The organism is Pseudomonas sp. TKO26, from assembly GCF_003225665.1.
GTDB lineage: Bacteria > Pseudomonadota > Gammaproteobacteria > Pseudomonadales > Pseudomonadaceae > Aquipseudomonas > Aquipseudomonas saponiphila.
In genome coordinates this window covers 1-13,159 of the sequence record NZ_QKLN01000007.1, presented here as the reverse complement: position 1 = coordinate 13,159, position 13,159 = coordinate 1, and the positions used below count along the sequence as shown (strand labels likewise).

Annotated in this window: 13 protein-coding genes and 1 pseudogene; 2 read left to right on the top strand and 12 right to left on the bottom strand. The window is 60.6% G+C overall.

What is annotated here, in order from left to right; all coding sequences use genetic code 11:
* Window positions 1-60 precede the first annotated feature (60 nt).
* From DNK59_RS12255 to DNK59_RS12205, 11 genes are all read right to left on the bottom strand, one after another.
* Window positions 61-2,022 carry a DUF4105 domain-containing protein gene (locus tag DNK59_RS12255; protein ID WP_110723365.1) on the bottom strand — a complete coding sequence of 654 codons (1,962 nt, stop codon included), beginning with the start codon at window positions 2,020-2,022 and terminating at the stop codon, window positions 61-63.
* Window positions 2,019-2,339: a DUF2388 domain-containing protein gene (locus DNK59_RS12250; protein ID WP_016963715.1), complete on the bottom strand. Its 321-nt coding sequence runs from the start codon at window positions 2,337-2,339 to the stop codon at window positions 2,019-2,021. The genes DNK59_RS12255 and DNK59_RS12250 overlap by 4 nt, the downstream gene beginning before the upstream one ends.
* 27 nt (window positions 2,340-2,366) lie before the next feature.
* The gene (locus tag DNK59_RS12245; RefSeq protein WP_110723364.1) at window positions 2,367-2,675 is read right to left on the bottom strand and encodes a DUF2388 domain-containing protein; all 309 of its coding nucleotides are present in this window, start codon (window positions 2,673-2,675) and stop codon (window positions 2,367-2,369) included.
* A 100-nt stretch (window positions 2,676-2,775) separates the two neighbouring features.
* Window positions 2,776-3,093: a DUF2388 domain-containing protein gene (locus tag DNK59_RS12240; protein WP_110723363.1), complete on the bottom strand. Its 318-nt coding sequence runs from the start codon at window positions 3,091-3,093 to the stop codon at window positions 2,776-2,778.
* Between the two features lie 166 nt (window positions 3,094-3,259).
* The gene (locus DNK59_RS12235) at window positions 3,260-3,469 is read right to left on the bottom strand and encodes a DUF1127 domain-containing protein (RefSeq protein ID WP_110723362.1); all 210 of its coding nucleotides are present in this window, start codon (window positions 3,467-3,469) and stop codon (window positions 3,260-3,262) included.
* 280 nt (window positions 3,470-3,749) lie between these two features.
* Window positions 3,750-3,965, bottom strand: a complete 216-nt coding sequence (locus tag DNK59_RS12230) for a DUF1127 domain-containing protein (protein ID WP_003220409.1) — start codon at window positions 3,963-3,965, stop codon at window positions 3,750-3,752.
* 319 nt (window positions 3,966-4,284) lie between these two features.
* Complete coding sequence (locus DNK59_RS12225) at window positions 4,285-5,778, bottom strand: acetyl-CoA hydrolase/transferase family protein (protein ID WP_110723361.1); 1,494 nt, start codon at window positions 5,776-5,778, stop codon at window positions 4,285-4,287.
* Window positions 5,779-5,957: 179 nt separating this feature from the next.
* Complete coding sequence (locus DNK59_RS12220) at window positions 5,958-7,394, bottom strand: NAD(P)(+) transhydrogenase (Re/Si-specific) subunit beta (RefSeq protein WP_092318332.1); 1,437 nt, start codon at window positions 7,392-7,394, stop codon at window positions 5,958-5,960.
* Window positions 7,394-7,717: an NAD(P) transhydrogenase subunit alpha gene (locus DNK59_RS12215; RefSeq protein WP_005783507.1), complete on the bottom strand. Its 324-nt coding sequence runs from the start codon at window positions 7,715-7,717 to the stop codon at window positions 7,394-7,396. The genes DNK59_RS12220 and DNK59_RS12215 overlap by 1 nt, the downstream gene beginning before the upstream one ends.
* Before the next feature lie 15 nt (window positions 7,718-7,732).
* Entirely contained in the window at window positions 7,733-8,854 is a 1,122-nt protein-coding gene (locus DNK59_RS12210) for a Re/Si-specific NAD(P)(+) transhydrogenase subunit alpha (protein WP_092318335.1), read from the bottom strand.
* A 451-nt stretch (window positions 8,855-9,305) separates the two neighbouring features.
* Window positions 9,306-10,205 (bottom strand): LysR family transcriptional regulator, encoded by a 900-nt coding sequence (locus tag DNK59_RS12205; protein ID WP_092318338.1) that lies wholly within the window; start codon window positions 10,203-10,205, stop codon window positions 9,306-9,308.
* Between the two features lie 158 nt (window positions 10,206-10,363).
* On the opposite strand from DNK59_RS12205, the gene DNK59_RS12200 reads away from it, so the two are divergent.
* Window positions 10,364-11,545, top strand: coding sequence for an acyl-CoA dehydrogenase (locus tag DNK59_RS12200; RefSeq protein ID WP_110723360.1), 1,182 nt, complete (start codon window positions 10,364-10,366; stop codon window positions 11,543-11,545).
* A 13-nt stretch (window positions 11,546-11,558) separates the two neighbouring features.
* Window positions 11,559-12,779, top strand: coding sequence for a CaiB/BaiF CoA-transferase family protein (locus DNK59_RS12195; protein ID WP_110723359.1), 1,221 nt, complete (start codon window positions 11,559-11,561; stop codon window positions 12,777-12,779).
* Between the two features lie 119 nt (window positions 12,780-12,898).
* Here the strand turns inward: DNK59_RS12195 and DNK59_RS31980 are convergent.
* Window positions 12,899-13,159, bottom strand: a pseudogene (locus tag DNK59_RS31980) (hypothetical protein); the annotation flags it as partial.

Sequence of the window (13,159 nt, the reverse complement as noted above, 5' to 3'; positions counted from 1 at the left end):
CTTCGCCGGCAAGCCGGCTCCTACGGGCGGGTTGTAGGAGCCGGCTTGCCGGCGAAGCGTTCAAGGCAGCTCCAACCCACCCGCCGCCTTGTGCAGAGCCCTTAGATGCTCGCCCACCCGCTTCAAGTTGGCCTCGTTGGCGGCAATCTCGGCGGCCCGTTGCGGCTCCAGCAGGGCCCGCACTTCCTTGTCCAGTTCACCGGTCAAGGATTGCAGCTGCTTTTGCCGCTCGCTGCTCTCGGACTCCAGGCGCTGCCATTCACCAGGTTGCGGCAAGCCATAGCCGCTGCTGCCCAGCAGTTCCGCCGGGCGGCTGAGGAAGCCGCTGTTGGCGAGAATCTCCTGCAAGGTCTTGTTGGCCTTTTCCATGCCGCCGTTCTGCAGTTCGCGCGCGCCCAGGTAGCGCTGCTTGACTTCGTCCTGGGCCAGCAGCAGTTGCCGGCGATAGCTGGCCTGCTCCAGCAGCAGCAAGGCGGCGCTGGTGCGCAGGTCGGCCTGGTCGAACCAGCGCCGGCGCTCCTCGGCGCTCAGCGACAGCCAGTCTTCGACGCTGGCCTGCTTGATCGGCAGGTGTTTTTTGATCACCTCGAACATGGCCTGGTAGCGATCTCGGAAGGAGTCGAAGCGGTAGCCCAGGCGCAGTGCCTCGCGTGGGTCGTCGAGCACGCTGGTGTCCGCCAGTCCCCTGCCCTTGAGCACTTCCAGCAAGCCGTTGGGCATGATGCTGTCGAGGCCGATCAGTTGCTTGTTGTTGCTGCCGCTGCGCAGCAGCTTGAGGCTTTCCACCGCGCAGTTGTTGGACAGGAAGTAATAGTTGCCGTCGTAGCTCCAGTGCATTTCCGCGGCATGCTCCACCACCTCCTCGATCTCGCTGCGCGACAGTTTCAAGGGCACCGAGGCCAGGCTGCGCAGTTCGGTCTTGGTGTATTCGTCGATGACTTGCGACAGCGGCAGGACAAACAGTCGCGACGGGTACTTGCCCACCAGGCCGTCCCAGCTGGACAGCTGCACGTCGCCGACAAAGGCGCGGTAGGACAGCACCAGGTGCTGGTCCAGGTCCAGGCGGCAATCCGGCCCACGGGGACGACCCGGGGCGCAGATCACCAGGCGCAGCATGCTGTGGCCCCAGCGACTGACCCAGTTCTGGTTGGCTTCGGCCAGCAGGTAGTCCACCGCGTAGACCCGCTCCGGGTCCACCTTGCCCAGCGGCGTCCTGGCGAAGTCGTTGCCGGCGTTGAGGAAGGCGAAGGACTGGGCGCAGTTGTCCTTGGCGGCCGGGGCCCAGCCGAAATGCTCCTGGTAATAGCGGTACAGCGCCGGGCGGCGGCAAGCGTAGCTTGGGTCGAGGAGGAAGTACTCCATGTTCACCGCGACGAATTCCTTCGGGTTGGTGATCTCGTAGAGGTCCGGGCTGCGGGCGATCTGGCGGTTGTGTTGCTCGCGTTCTCCGCGGCGCCCGACATATTGCGGCCAGCCGGCCAGGTCCAGCAGGCGCGGGTCATCGCTGAGGGTGAAGCGCCGGTCGTTCTGGCCGCGGCATTCATCCGGCAGGCCGATCGGGCCGGAAGTGCTGTTCTTGCGGGTACAGCGCTGGATCAGGCTGCGTTCGGCACTGGGCCAGAGACGCGCGCGATCGTAAATGTGGGTCAGTTCGTGGAGCACCGTGGCGAGCATTTCCCGGCGCACAGTGCCATGGGGGCGGCTGGTTTTCTGGGTGGCGGCGGAACCGTCGGTCAGGCTTGGCAGCAGGGCGCGATTGAGGTCTAGCGCCGATACCAGGGAGGCCGCGCCATAGGCGTTGTCGGGCATCTGGTCGGTCCAGCCGACATCGATGGTGCGGTCCAGTTGCTGGATGAAGCGCGGCGGCAGTGCCTGCATCGCTTCACCCAGCAGTGCCTGGCTGGCGTGTTGTTGCGCGGGGCTCAAGCCGTCGGTCTTGAGGCGCAATTTCAGGTCGGCCTGGGCGGCGCCGCAGAGCAGTGCCAGGGCCCCGGCCAGCAGCCAGGCGAGGACGGGTTTCACAGAGCGAGGATGGCTTCGGCGAGGACCTGATCGCTGGCGTCGCGGGCTTCCGGCAACTGGGTGCGCAGGGCCGTGAACGCCGCTTCCAATTGGGCGCCACGGATATCGCCATTGCTGGCGACGAAGCTGGCGGCATCGTCATGGGCTTCACGCACGACTTTGGAGTCGCGGATCGAGGTGGTGGTGTCCGAGGTGAAATCGATCGTGCGGCCGGAGGCACGGACGATGATGTTACTGGTGGCCACCAGGGTGTGTGCCTGGGCCACGTCGGCCAACAACAGCAGGCCAAGGGTGGCGGCAATCAGCGGGCTACGCATGGAACGACTCCGGAATAACAGGGGTGACTATTGGACGAGAATTGCCTGCGCCAGTTCAAGGTCGCTGGCATGAAGTTTTGCCCGGTGGTGCCGCAGATAGTTCAGGGCTGACTCCAGGCGCACGCCACGCAGTTGGCCGTCGGTTGCCACGAAGGCGGCGGCGTCATCTTGGGCGGCGAGCAGCAGTTTATGGTCGAAGGGCGCCGAGGTCACCTGGCTTGTGGCGTATACGGTGACGACCGAGCTTTGGGTGGTCAGGTCGAATGCCTGTGCCGAGCCGGCCCCACAGACGGCGATGAATACTGGAACAAAAAGCGAAATCCGCAACAAACCCATGAGTCTCGACAGCTGAAAAACAGCGCCAAGGCTAGCGTAATGGTCCGGACAGGGCCAGCGCAGAGGGTTTCAGGTGCGTAGGCGCACCTGAAATCTTCGTTCAGATCGCCAGGATTGCCTGGGCCAGCTGTGCGTCAGTGGCCTGCAGTTGGGGGGCCTGTTGGCGAATGTGGTCGAAGGCGCTTTCCAGTTTTACTCCACGAATGGCGCCGTCGGTGGCGACGAAGCTGGCGGCGTCATCCCGAGCGGCGCGTACGATCTTGTTGTCGCGCAGCGAGGAGGTGGCGTCGGAGGTAGCGTCGGTGGTGGCCTTGAGCGCGCCGACGATGGCATCGGTGGTCACGATCAGGCTGGTGGCGTTGGCATTGGCGGCCAGGGTCAGCAATGCGGTAGCGCCGAGCAGGCGAAGACGGGACATAAGGAACTCCTGTAAATGGACAGACAGATAAAGGGCGCTAGTGAGACACCGGGCAGCCACTGCGAGGTGCTGTGTCTGATTGTTCTGACGTAGCCAGAGCAAAAATCGCTACGTCGCTGCAGATATTAGGCTGAGCTGTTGCATTCGCACAGCGTTGTCTCAGGCCTCAGCGCCAAAAGGGCTTGTGCAGTTCTGCTGCCCTTTCGCCATGACTGATGCCGCTGTCCGAGAGTTGTCGTTCATCCATCTGTGCCAGCAACTGGCGGGTGCGGGCCCGCTCCAGCATCTTGGCGAGGGTGGTGATGCAGCGCTTGAAGGCCGTGCTGCGTGAGGCTGCCTGCAGGTCGGTGCCGGGTTTGCCTGAGCATGAGTCCATGGTGCTTTCCTCCTTGAGCAGCCGAGTGAGGGGCGTGCTGCAGCACCATGTTGCGACGGTTGGAGACAGCCATACAGATACACCAGGATAAAATTGTACTGGTTAATTTTTATGTTTTATAAAACTGTACCTGTCGCAATCAACTTGGCTGTATTTGTGTTGCGTACAGTTTTTCCAGGCCAGAACGACAAGACCCGTCGCGGTTTCCCGCGACGGGTCTTGTGTGTGCAATTCGGGGTGCTGGCGGTGGACCCGGTGGGTCAGAGCCAGCGACGCTGAGTTAGCGCCAGAATGGCTTGCTCAGCTCTTCGTAGCGTTGTGCTTCGCTGATCCCGGCATCGGCCAGCAGACGCGAATCCAGGCGAGCCAGTTGGTGGCGGCTGGAGATGCGGCGCTGCCACAGCATCAGGTTGGCGATAACGCGCAGAGGCAGGGAAGCCTGGGTTTTTGCAGCTTTGTCTTCGAAGAACAGTTCGGAACTGAGTGTACGTTCCATGGTTGACATCCTTCCGCTTGTGGCGGGATCAGGTAGTGGTTTAACTGGTGCCCATGATCCTCTTCCCGCGCAAGACTCTGTAGATACAGTTCACCTGTATTGTGAGGGACCAGTTAACTGTTTATAGGGGCTGTACTGTTCCGAAAAGGCACAACTGTACCTGTCGGCACTTTTTTGGTGCATTTATGCGCTTTTGAGTGAGGAGGTGATGGTTTTAGGCGGGGAAAATACCGGTACAGCAGTACAGTTTTTGACGGTCTTTGACGGGTGGTCGGTCAGCTGACGAAACTGTGTTTGCGTCAGCTGCCAACTGTATCAATCACTCAGCGAGCATTTTCCCGGTTTCTTCCAGGTTGATGTGCCAGCTCAGGGCATCACGCAGGATGTGCGGTGTGTGGCCACCCAGGGCACAGGCCTTGGTGAAGTAGTCGTTCAGCGCATCGCGGTAGGACGGGTGCACGCAGTTGTCGATGATTACCCGGGCCCGTTCACGTGGCGCCAGGCCGCGCAGGTCGGCCAGGCCGATCTCGGTGACCAGGATGTCGACGTCATGCTCGGTGTGGTCCACGTGGCTGACCATCGGCACCACACTGGAAATCGCCCCGCCCTTGGCAATCGACTTGGTGACGAAGATCGCCAGGTGCGCGTTGCGGGCGAAGTCGCCGGAGCCGCCGATGCCGTTCATCATCCGCGTGCCGCAGACGTGGGTGGAGTTGACGTTGCCGTAGATGTCGAACTCCAGCGCGGTGTTGATGCCGATGATGCCCAGGCGGCGCACCACCTCCGGATGGTTGGAGATTTCCTGCGGGCGCAGCACCAGCTTGTCCTTGTAGCGCTCCAGGTTGCCGAATACATCGGCGTTGCGCCGGCTCGACAAGGTGATGGAGCTGCCCGAGGCGAAGCTCAGCTTGCCGGCGTCGATCAGGTCGAAGGTCGAGTCCTGCAGTACTTCGGAGTACATGGTCAGGTTCTCGAACGGCGACTCGATCAGGCCGCACATCACCGCGTTGGCAATGTTGCCGATACCGGCCTGCAGCGGGCCGAGCTTGTTGCTCATGCGCCCGGCATCCACTTCCTGCTTGAGGAAGTTGATCAGGTGATTGGCGATGCCCTGGGTTTCGCTATCCGGGGTGGAGACGGTGGAGGGCGAGTCGGACTGGTTGGTGATGACGATGGCGACGATCTTTTCCGCCGGGATCGGAATCGCCGTGCTGCCGATACGATCGTCGACTTTCACCAGGGGAATCGGTGTACGGGTCGGGCGATAGGTCGGGATATAGATGTCGTGCAGGCCTTCCAGGTTCGGGTTGTGCGCCAGGTTGATCTCGACAATCACCTGCTTGGCGAAAATCGCGAAGCTGGCGGAGTTGCCCACCGAGGTGGTGGGCACGATATGACCCTGTTCGGTGATGGCAACCGCCTCGATTACCGCGATGTCCGGCAGCTTGAGCTGCTGGTTGCGCAGCTGTTCGACGGTTTCCGACAGGTGCTGGTCGATGAACATCACTTCGCCGGCGTTGATCGCCTTGCGCAGTGTGCTGTCGACCTGGAATGGCATGCGCCGGGCCAGGACCCCAGCCTCGGTGAGTTGCTTGTCCAGGTCGTTGCCCAGGCTGGCGCCGGTCATCAAGCTGATTTTCAGTGGCGCCACCTTGGCCCGTTCGGCCAGGGCGTGAGGCACGGCCTTGGCTTCACCGGCGCGGGTGAAGCCGCTCATGCCGACGGTCATGCCGTCCTCAATCAGAGCGGCGGCGTCGGCGGCGCTCATCACCTTATCCAACAACGAAGGCAAGCGGATACGATCACGGTACATGGATTGTTATCTCGGGCAACGGAAGCAAGAAGCGCAGTCTAGTGATTTCAAAAAAAAACACCGCGCGACAAAGGTCGAATGAAAGGTCCTGATCTAGAGCCTTCTGTCGGCTTTATGAGATCAATAAAAAACCCCAGCCTACTAAAGGCTGAGGTTTTGGGTATTGCGCTACAGCAGCTTTATTCGACGGCTTTGACCATGTCTTCGATGACCTTCTTCGCGTCGCCGAACACCATCATGGTCTTGTCCAGGTAGAACAGTTCGTTGTCCAGGCCGGCGTAGCCGCTGGCCATGGAGCGCTTGTTGACGATGATGGTCTTGGCCTTGAAGGCTTCGAGGATCGGCATGCCGGCGATAGGCGACTTCGGATCGTTCTTCGCCGCCGGGTTGACCACGTCGTTGGCACCCAGTACCAGCACCACGTCGGCCTGGCCGAACTCGGAGTTGATGTCCTCCATCTCGAACACCTGGTCGTAAGGCACCTCGGCCTCGGCCAGCAGCACGTTCATGTGCCCGGGCATGCGCCCCGCTACCGGGTGGATCGCGTATTTCACGGTCACGCCGCGATGCACCAGCTTCTCGGTCAGCTCCTTGAGCGCGTGCTGGGCCCGGGCTACTGCCAGGCCGTAACCGGGAACGATGATCACGGTGTCGGCGTTGGTCAGCAGGAAGGTCGCATCGTCCGCCGAGCCGGATTTCACCGGGCGGGCTTCTTGTGCCCCGGCCGGGCCGCCGGCGTCGGCACTGTTGCCGAAACCGCCGAGCAGCACGTTGAAGAACGAACGGTTCATCGCCTTGCACATGATGTACGAGAGGATCGCGCCGCTGGAGCCCACCAGCGAGCCGGCGATGATCAGCATCGAGTTGTTCAGCGAGAAACCGATCCCTGCCGCAGCCCAGCCCGAGTAGCTGTTGAGCATCGACACCACCACCGGCATGTCGGCGCCGCCGATCGGGATGATGATCAGCACGCCCATGACGAAGGCCAGGGCCAGCATCAGGGCGAATGCGCCGAGGTTGCCGGTGGCCATGAAGGTCACGCCCAGGCCAAGGGTGGCCAGGCCCAGCACCAGGTTGAGCTTGTGCTGGCCGGCGAACTGTACCGGTGCGCCCTGGAACAGGCGGAACTTGTACTTGCCCGAAAGCTTGCCGAAGGCGATCACCGAACCGGAGAAGGTGATGGCACCAATGGCCGCGCCGAGGAACAGCTCCAGGCGGTTACCAGCAGGGATCGCGTCGCCCAGGTGTTTGACGATGCCCAGGGACTGGGGCTCGACCACGGCGGCAATGGCAATGAACACCGCTGCCAGGCCAATCATGCTGTGCATGAAGGCCACCAGTTCCGGCATCTTGGTCATTTCTACGCGCTTGGCCATGATCGAGCCGGCGGTGCCGCCGATCAGCAGGCCGACGATGACGTAGCCGATACCGGCGGTCGCCAGTTCCGCGCCCAGCTTATAAATGAGGCCAATGGTGGTCAGTACCGCCAGGGCCATGCCCAGCATGCCGAACAGGTTGCCGCGTCGTGACGTGGTCGGGTGCGAAAGCCCCTTGAGCGCCTGGATAAAGCACACCGAGGCGATCAGATAGAGGGTTGTTACCAGGTTCATGCTCATTATTTCTGCACCTCTTCTTTCACGGCTTTGGGCGCTTTTTTCTTGAACATTTCCAGCATGCGACGGGTTACCAGGAAGCCACCGAACACGTTCACCGCGGCCAGGGCCACGGCCAGGGTGCCCATGGTCTTGCCCAGCGGGGTCACGGTCAGGGCGGCAGCCAGCATGGCGCCGACGATGACGATTGCGGAAATGGCGTTGGTCACTGCCATCAGTGGCGTGTGCAGTGCGGGTGTGACGTTCCAGACCACGTGGTAACCGACATAGATCGCCAGCACGAAGATGATCAGGTTGTAGATACCGGGGGAGATAAGCTCTTCCATCGTCTGAATCCCTGCTTAGGCGTTTTTACGGATGACTTGGCCGTCGCGGCACATCAGGCACGCGGCGACGATGTCGTCTTCTAGGTTGACTTCGAACTGCCCTTCTTTGGTGAAGACAAGCTTCAGGAAGTCCAGCAGGTTGCGCGCGTACAGCGCCGAGGCGTCGGCGGCGACCGCGCCGGCCAGGTTGGTCGGGCCAACGATGGTCACGCCGTTTTCCACCACCACCTGGTCCGCCACGGTCAGCGGGCAGTTGCCACCCTGGGCGGCTGCCAGGTCGATGACCACCGAGCCGGGCTTCATCTGGGCCACGGTTTCGGCGCTGAGCAGGGTCGGTGCCTTGCGGCCTGGAATCAGTGCGGTGGTGATGACGATATCCGCCTGCTTGGCGCGCTCGTGCACTGCCAGTGCCTGGCGCTGCATCCAGCTGGCCGGCATGGGGCGCGCATAACCGCCGACACCAACGGCGCATTCGCGCTCTTCATCGGTTTCGTAAGGCACGTCGACGAACTTGGCGCCGAGGGATTCGATCTGCTCTTTCACTGCCGGACGCACGTCCGAAGCCTCGATCACTGCCCCCAGGCGCTTGGCTGTGGCGATGGCCTGCAGCCCTGCCACACCGGCGCCGAGAATCAGCACCCGGGCGGCCTTCACCGTACCGGCAGCGGTCATCAGCATCGGCATGAAGCGCGGGTAGTAGTGGGCGGCCAGCAGCACGGCCTTGTAACCGGCGATGTTGGCCTGGGACGACAGCACATCCAGGCTTTGGGCCCGAGAGGTACGTGGCGCTGCTTCCAGGGCGAAGGCGGTAATGCCACGCTCGGCCAGCTTGGCGATGGTTTCATTGCTGAACGGATTGAGCATGCCCACCAGCACGGTGCCGCTCTTGATCAGGGCCAGTTCGCTGTCGTTGGGTGCCACGACCTTGAGAATCAGTTCGGCGCCAAAGGCATCGTTGGCGCTGCCAATGGTGGCTCCTGCCGCTTCATAGGCACTGTCGACCACGCTGGCATTGATGCCCGCGCCGCTTTGCACAGTGACTTTATGACCCTGGCCGATCAGCTTCTTGATGGTTTCCGGGGTTGCAGCAACCCGTGTTTCACCCGTCTGGGTTTCGAGAGGAACACCAATGTGCACGTCAAATCTCCTGCTTGATCTTATTGCTTTCGATCTTTCTTAGAAGGCCAGCGCACTGCGGAGGGTGCGACTGGGGCGGCCGATCAGCACGATCCCGCTGAAATCGCAGCGGGGCGCGGCATTTTGCAGGCGAACTTTGAGGCCTTCAAGGGATTCTGACTAGTGACGGAAAATTAACTACAAGTCACCCCGTGACCGAATGTCGCAAGGGGTGGGGTTAAACCCTTGTAAGCCGTGCCTTTCAAGGCTTTCATCGCTTAAATAAGATTTTTCTCATCCGCTGTGTGAATAGTCTTACATTACTGTCAAATAAACCCTACAAGCCGCGTGGTTAGGCGCTTTTAGGACTATTGTCCGAGGTGTCGGTACAGTCTGTCGAAATGCGACAAATACTTATATCTGTAGGGCTTTATAATTTCTGACTACGGGGTCAGTTAATCACTGAAAGCCTTTACCCTTCTAGGTTGTAGCTGTGTGCCTGATTCACCAGCCAATCGCGAAAAGCCCGTAAAGAGGCGGATTCCACCTTGCGCTCGGGAATCATCAGGTAATACGCCTTGATGCTGGTCAGAGCCTGCGGGTTGGCAATGACCAGGCGTCTTTCCGCCAGCTCGCGCTGGATCAGGAAAGCTGGAATCAGCGCGATACCCATGTCGTGCATGGCTGCCTGGGCGAGCATGGAGAATAGCTCGTAGCGCGGGCCTGTCATGTCACGGGGGACGTTCAACTGCTGTGAGTTGAACCATTGGCGCCAGGCATAGGGGCGGGTGGTCTGTTGCAACAGGGGCAGTTCGGCAATGGCCTCGGCGCTCAACTGTTGCCGATCAGCCAACAGGGCCGGACTGCACACCGGTACCGGATGTTCGCCCATCAGGCGATGGGACTGGGTGCCGGACCAATCGGCATCACCAAAGTAGATGGCAGCGTCGAAAGGTGTGTCGGCAAACAGGAAGGGGCGCGTGCGGTTGGTCAGGTTGACGGTGACTTCGGGGTGTTGCTGCTGGAAATCCTTGAGGCGCGGCAGCAGCCACTGGGTGCCGAAGGTCGGTACCACTGCCAGCTCGATGACATTGGCGCCCTGCTGCCCCATCACGGAGAGTGTGTCGCGCTCCACCGCATCCAGCTGTGTCGCGACCCGGCGGCTGTAGGAGAGTCCGGCTTCGGTGAGCTTGACGCCTCGCCGCGAGCGTCGGAACAGTTCCACGCCGAGAAATTCCTCCAGGCTGGCGATTTGTCGGCAGACGGCGCCCTGGGTCAGGGAAAGCTCCTGCGCTGCCTTGGTGAAGCTTTCGTGCCGAGCAGCGGCCTCGAAGCTGATCAGGGCGGCGGTGCTGGGGATCTTCCTGCGCATGTACGGCAATCTCACTAATAGAGGCTGTAAAGGGTATTTATGGCCATTACGGAGTGAGAAATTAGCACAACAACTTGCGAAATCCTCGTTTGCCCGCGAGCTGCCGTCGGGCCTAGGATCGGTCCACGATAGTTGACCTACTTCACGAGGAGTCACTCATGGGCGGCAAAGCAAGCTTCAACTGGATCGATCCCCTTCTGCTGGACCAGCAACTCACCGAAGAAGAGCGCATGGTCCGCGACAGCGCCGAGCAGTTCGCTCGGGACAAGCTGGCGCCGCGGGTGTTGGAAGCTTTCCGCCATGAGCAGACCGATCCGGCCATTTTTCGTGAAATGGGTGAAGTCGGCCTGTTGGGTGCGACCATTCCCGAGCAGTACGGCGGCAGTGGCCTGAACTATGTGTGCTACGGCCTGATCGCACGGGAAGTGGAGCGCGTCGACTCCGGCTATCGCTCGATGATGAGCGTGCAGTCGTCCCTGGTGATGGTGCCGATCAATGAGTTCGGGACCGAGGCGCAAAAACAGAAGTACCTGCCGAAGCTGGCATCCGGCGAGTGGATTGGTTGCTTTGGTCTGACCGAGCCGAACCATGGTTCCGACCCGGGTGCGATGATTTCTCGTGCACGCAAAGTGGATGGGGGCTACAGCCTGACCGGCAGCAAGATGTGGATCACCAACAGTCCGATCGCCGATGTGTTTGTGGTCTGGGCCAAGGATGACGCCGGTGATATCCGTGGTTTCGTTCTGGAGAAGGGCTGGAAAGGCCTGAGTGCTCCAGCTATCCACGGCAAGGTTGGCCTGCGTGCGTCTATCACCGGCGAGATTGTCATGGACAACGTATTCGTGCCGGAAGAGAACATCTTCCCGGATGTGCGTGGGCTCAAGGGGCCATTCACCTGCCTGAACTCGGCGCGGTATGGCATCTCCTGGGGCGCTTTGGGCGCTGCGGAGTTCTGCTGGCACACGGCGCGTCAATACACCCTTGATCGTCAGCAGTTCGGTCGCCCTCTGGCGGCAACTCAGTTGATTCAGAAGAAGCTGGCGGACATGCAGACCGAAATCACCCTCGCCCTTCAGGGTTGCCTGCGTCTGGGGCGGATGAAAGATGAAGGAACGGCGGCAGTGGAAATCACTTCGATCATGAAGCGCAACTCCTGCGGCAAGTCCCTGGATATCGCGCGTATGGCTCGTGACATGTTGGGTGGCAATGGTATCTCTGATGAGTTCGGCATTGCTCGTCATCTGGTGAACCTGGAAGTGGTCAACACTTATGAAGGCACCCATGACGTGCATGCGTTGATTCTGGGGCGCGCGCAAACCGGCATCCAGGCGTTCTATTAATAGGAGAGCGGCCATGGGCGCGTTATCGCATCTGCGGGTACTGGATTTATCACGGGTACTGGCCGGGCCCTGGTCCGGGCAGATCCTGGCGGACCTGGGGGCTGAGGTCATCAAGGTCGAACGTCCGGGCAATGGTGATGATACGCGCGCCTGGGGGCCGCCGTTCCTGAAGGATGCTTATGGCGAGAACACTACGGAGGCTGCTTATTACCTGTCGGCCAACCGTAACAAGCAGTCAGTGACCATAGATTTCACCCGTCCTGAGGGGCAGCAGTTGGTGCGTGAGCTGGCGGCCAAGTCAGATATCGTCATCGAGAACTTCAAGGTGGGTGGGCTGGCGGCCTATGGCCTGGACTATGAGTCGCTCAAGGCGATCAACCCGCGCTTGATCTATTGCTCGATCACCGGGTTTGGGCAGACGGGGCCTTATGCCAAGCGTGCTGGTTATGACTTCATGATCCAGGGGCTGGGCGGATTGATGAGTCTGACCGGTCGGCCTGAAGGGGATGAGGGGGCCGGGCCGGTGAAGGTGGGGGTGGCCTTGACCGACATTCTGACGGGGCTGTATTCGACGGTGGCGATTCTGGCTGCCTTGGCTCATCGGGATCAGGGCGGCGTCGGGCAGCACATTGATATGGCGCTCTTGGATGTGCAGGTTGCGTGTCTGGCCAACCAGGCGATGAACTACCTGACGACGGGGGTTGCTCCGAAGCGTTTGGGGAACGCTCACCCGAACATAGTTCCCTATCAGGATTTTCCCACCGCAGATGGTGATTTCATTCTCACCGTGGGGAATGACGGGCAGTTTCGCAAGTTTGCCGAGGTCGCAGGCCAGCCCCAGTGGGCGGACGATCCTCGGTTTGCCACTAATAAGCTGCGAGTGGCCAATCGAGCTGTGCTGATTCCGTTGATTCGCCAGGCGACGGTGTTCAAGACCACGGCCGAGTGGGTGAGTCAGTTGGAGCAGGCGGGTGTGCCTTGTGGGCCGATCAATGATCTGGCTCAGGTGTTTGCCGATCCGCAGGTGGTGTCCCGGCGGCTGGCGTTGGAGTTGCCGCATGCGTTGGCGGGGATTGTGCCTCAGGTGGCCAGTCCGATTCGTCTCTCCGAGACTCCGGTGGAGTATCGCCGTGCTCCTCCTTTATTAGGTGAGCACACGGCGCAGGTTCTGCAGCAGGTTCTGGGCATGAGGGGTGAGGCCGTAGAGGCGTTGAGGCAGTCGGGTGTGTTGTAGGTCTTCTCTTCTATATAGAGAGGTATGCGGCGTATCTGTACATGGCCTGCCAAGGCGGTCCTTCTGGGGTTATCTGAACTTATTCATAGAAAATTCAAATTAAAGGTTGACGGCAGATTCTACAGGTCTATAATTCGCCCCACTTCCGGCGCAGTCGAAACGAAAAACTCCTTAAGATTCAACGAGTTATGCGGTTTTCGACAGCGGTTACGCTTCAGTTCATCGAAGCCAGAAGCAGTTGGCAAAGCAGTGTTTTTCGCCTTGTTAACGATTCGATCCTCTCGGTCGAAAGCGGTTGAAAAGAGGTGTTGACAGCAGCGTGTAACGCTGTAGAATTCGCCTCCCGCTAACGAGAGATCGAAAGCGCAAGTGGTTGAAGT

Excerpts from the sequence above, each read along its gene's own strand:
- DNK59_RS12250 (WP_016963715.1), bottom strand. The coding sequence starts at position 2,339 with ATGCGTAGCCCGCTGATTGCCGCCACCCTTGGCCTGCTGTTGTTGGCC.
- DNK59_RS12245 (WP_110723364.1), bottom strand. The coding sequence starts at position 2,675 with ATGGGTTTGTTGCGGATTTCGCTTTTTGTTCCAGTATTCATCGCCGTC.
- DNK59_RS12240 (WP_110723363.1), bottom strand. The coding sequence starts at position 3,093 with ATGTCCCGTCTTCGCCTGCTCGGCGCTACCGCATTGCTGACCCTGGCC.
- DNK59_RS12235 (WP_110723362.1), bottom strand. The coding sequence starts at position 3,469 with ATGGACTCATGCTCAGGCAAACCCGGCACCGACCTGCAGGCAGCCTCA.
- DNK59_RS12230 (WP_003220409.1), bottom strand. The coding sequence starts at position 3,965 with ATGGAACGTACACTCAGTTCCGAACTGTTCTTCGAAGACAAAGCTGCA.
- DNK59_RS12225 (WP_110723361.1), bottom strand. The coding sequence starts at position 5,778 with ATGTACCGTGATCGTATCCGCTTGCCTTCGTTGTTGGATAAGGTGATG.
- DNK59_RS12220 (WP_092318332.1), bottom strand. The coding sequence starts at position 7,394 with ATGAGCATGAACCTGGTAACAACCCTCTATCTGATCGCCTCGGTGTGC.
- DNK59_RS12215 (WP_005783507.1), bottom strand. The coding sequence starts at position 7,717 with ATGGAAGAGCTTATCTCCCCCGGTATCTACAACCTGATCATCTTCGTG.
- DNK59_RS12205 (WP_092318338.1), bottom strand. The coding sequence starts at position 10,205 with ATGCGCAGGAAGATCCCCAGCACCGCCGCCCTGATCAGCTTCGAGGCC.
- DNK59_RS12200 (WP_110723360.1), top strand. The coding sequence starts at position 10,364 with ATGGGCGGCAAAGCAAGCTTCAACTGGATCGATCCCCTTCTGCTGGAC.
- DNK59_RS12195 (WP_110723359.1), top strand. The coding sequence starts at position 11,559 with ATGGGCGCGTTATCGCATCTGCGGGTACTGGATTTATCACGGGTACTG.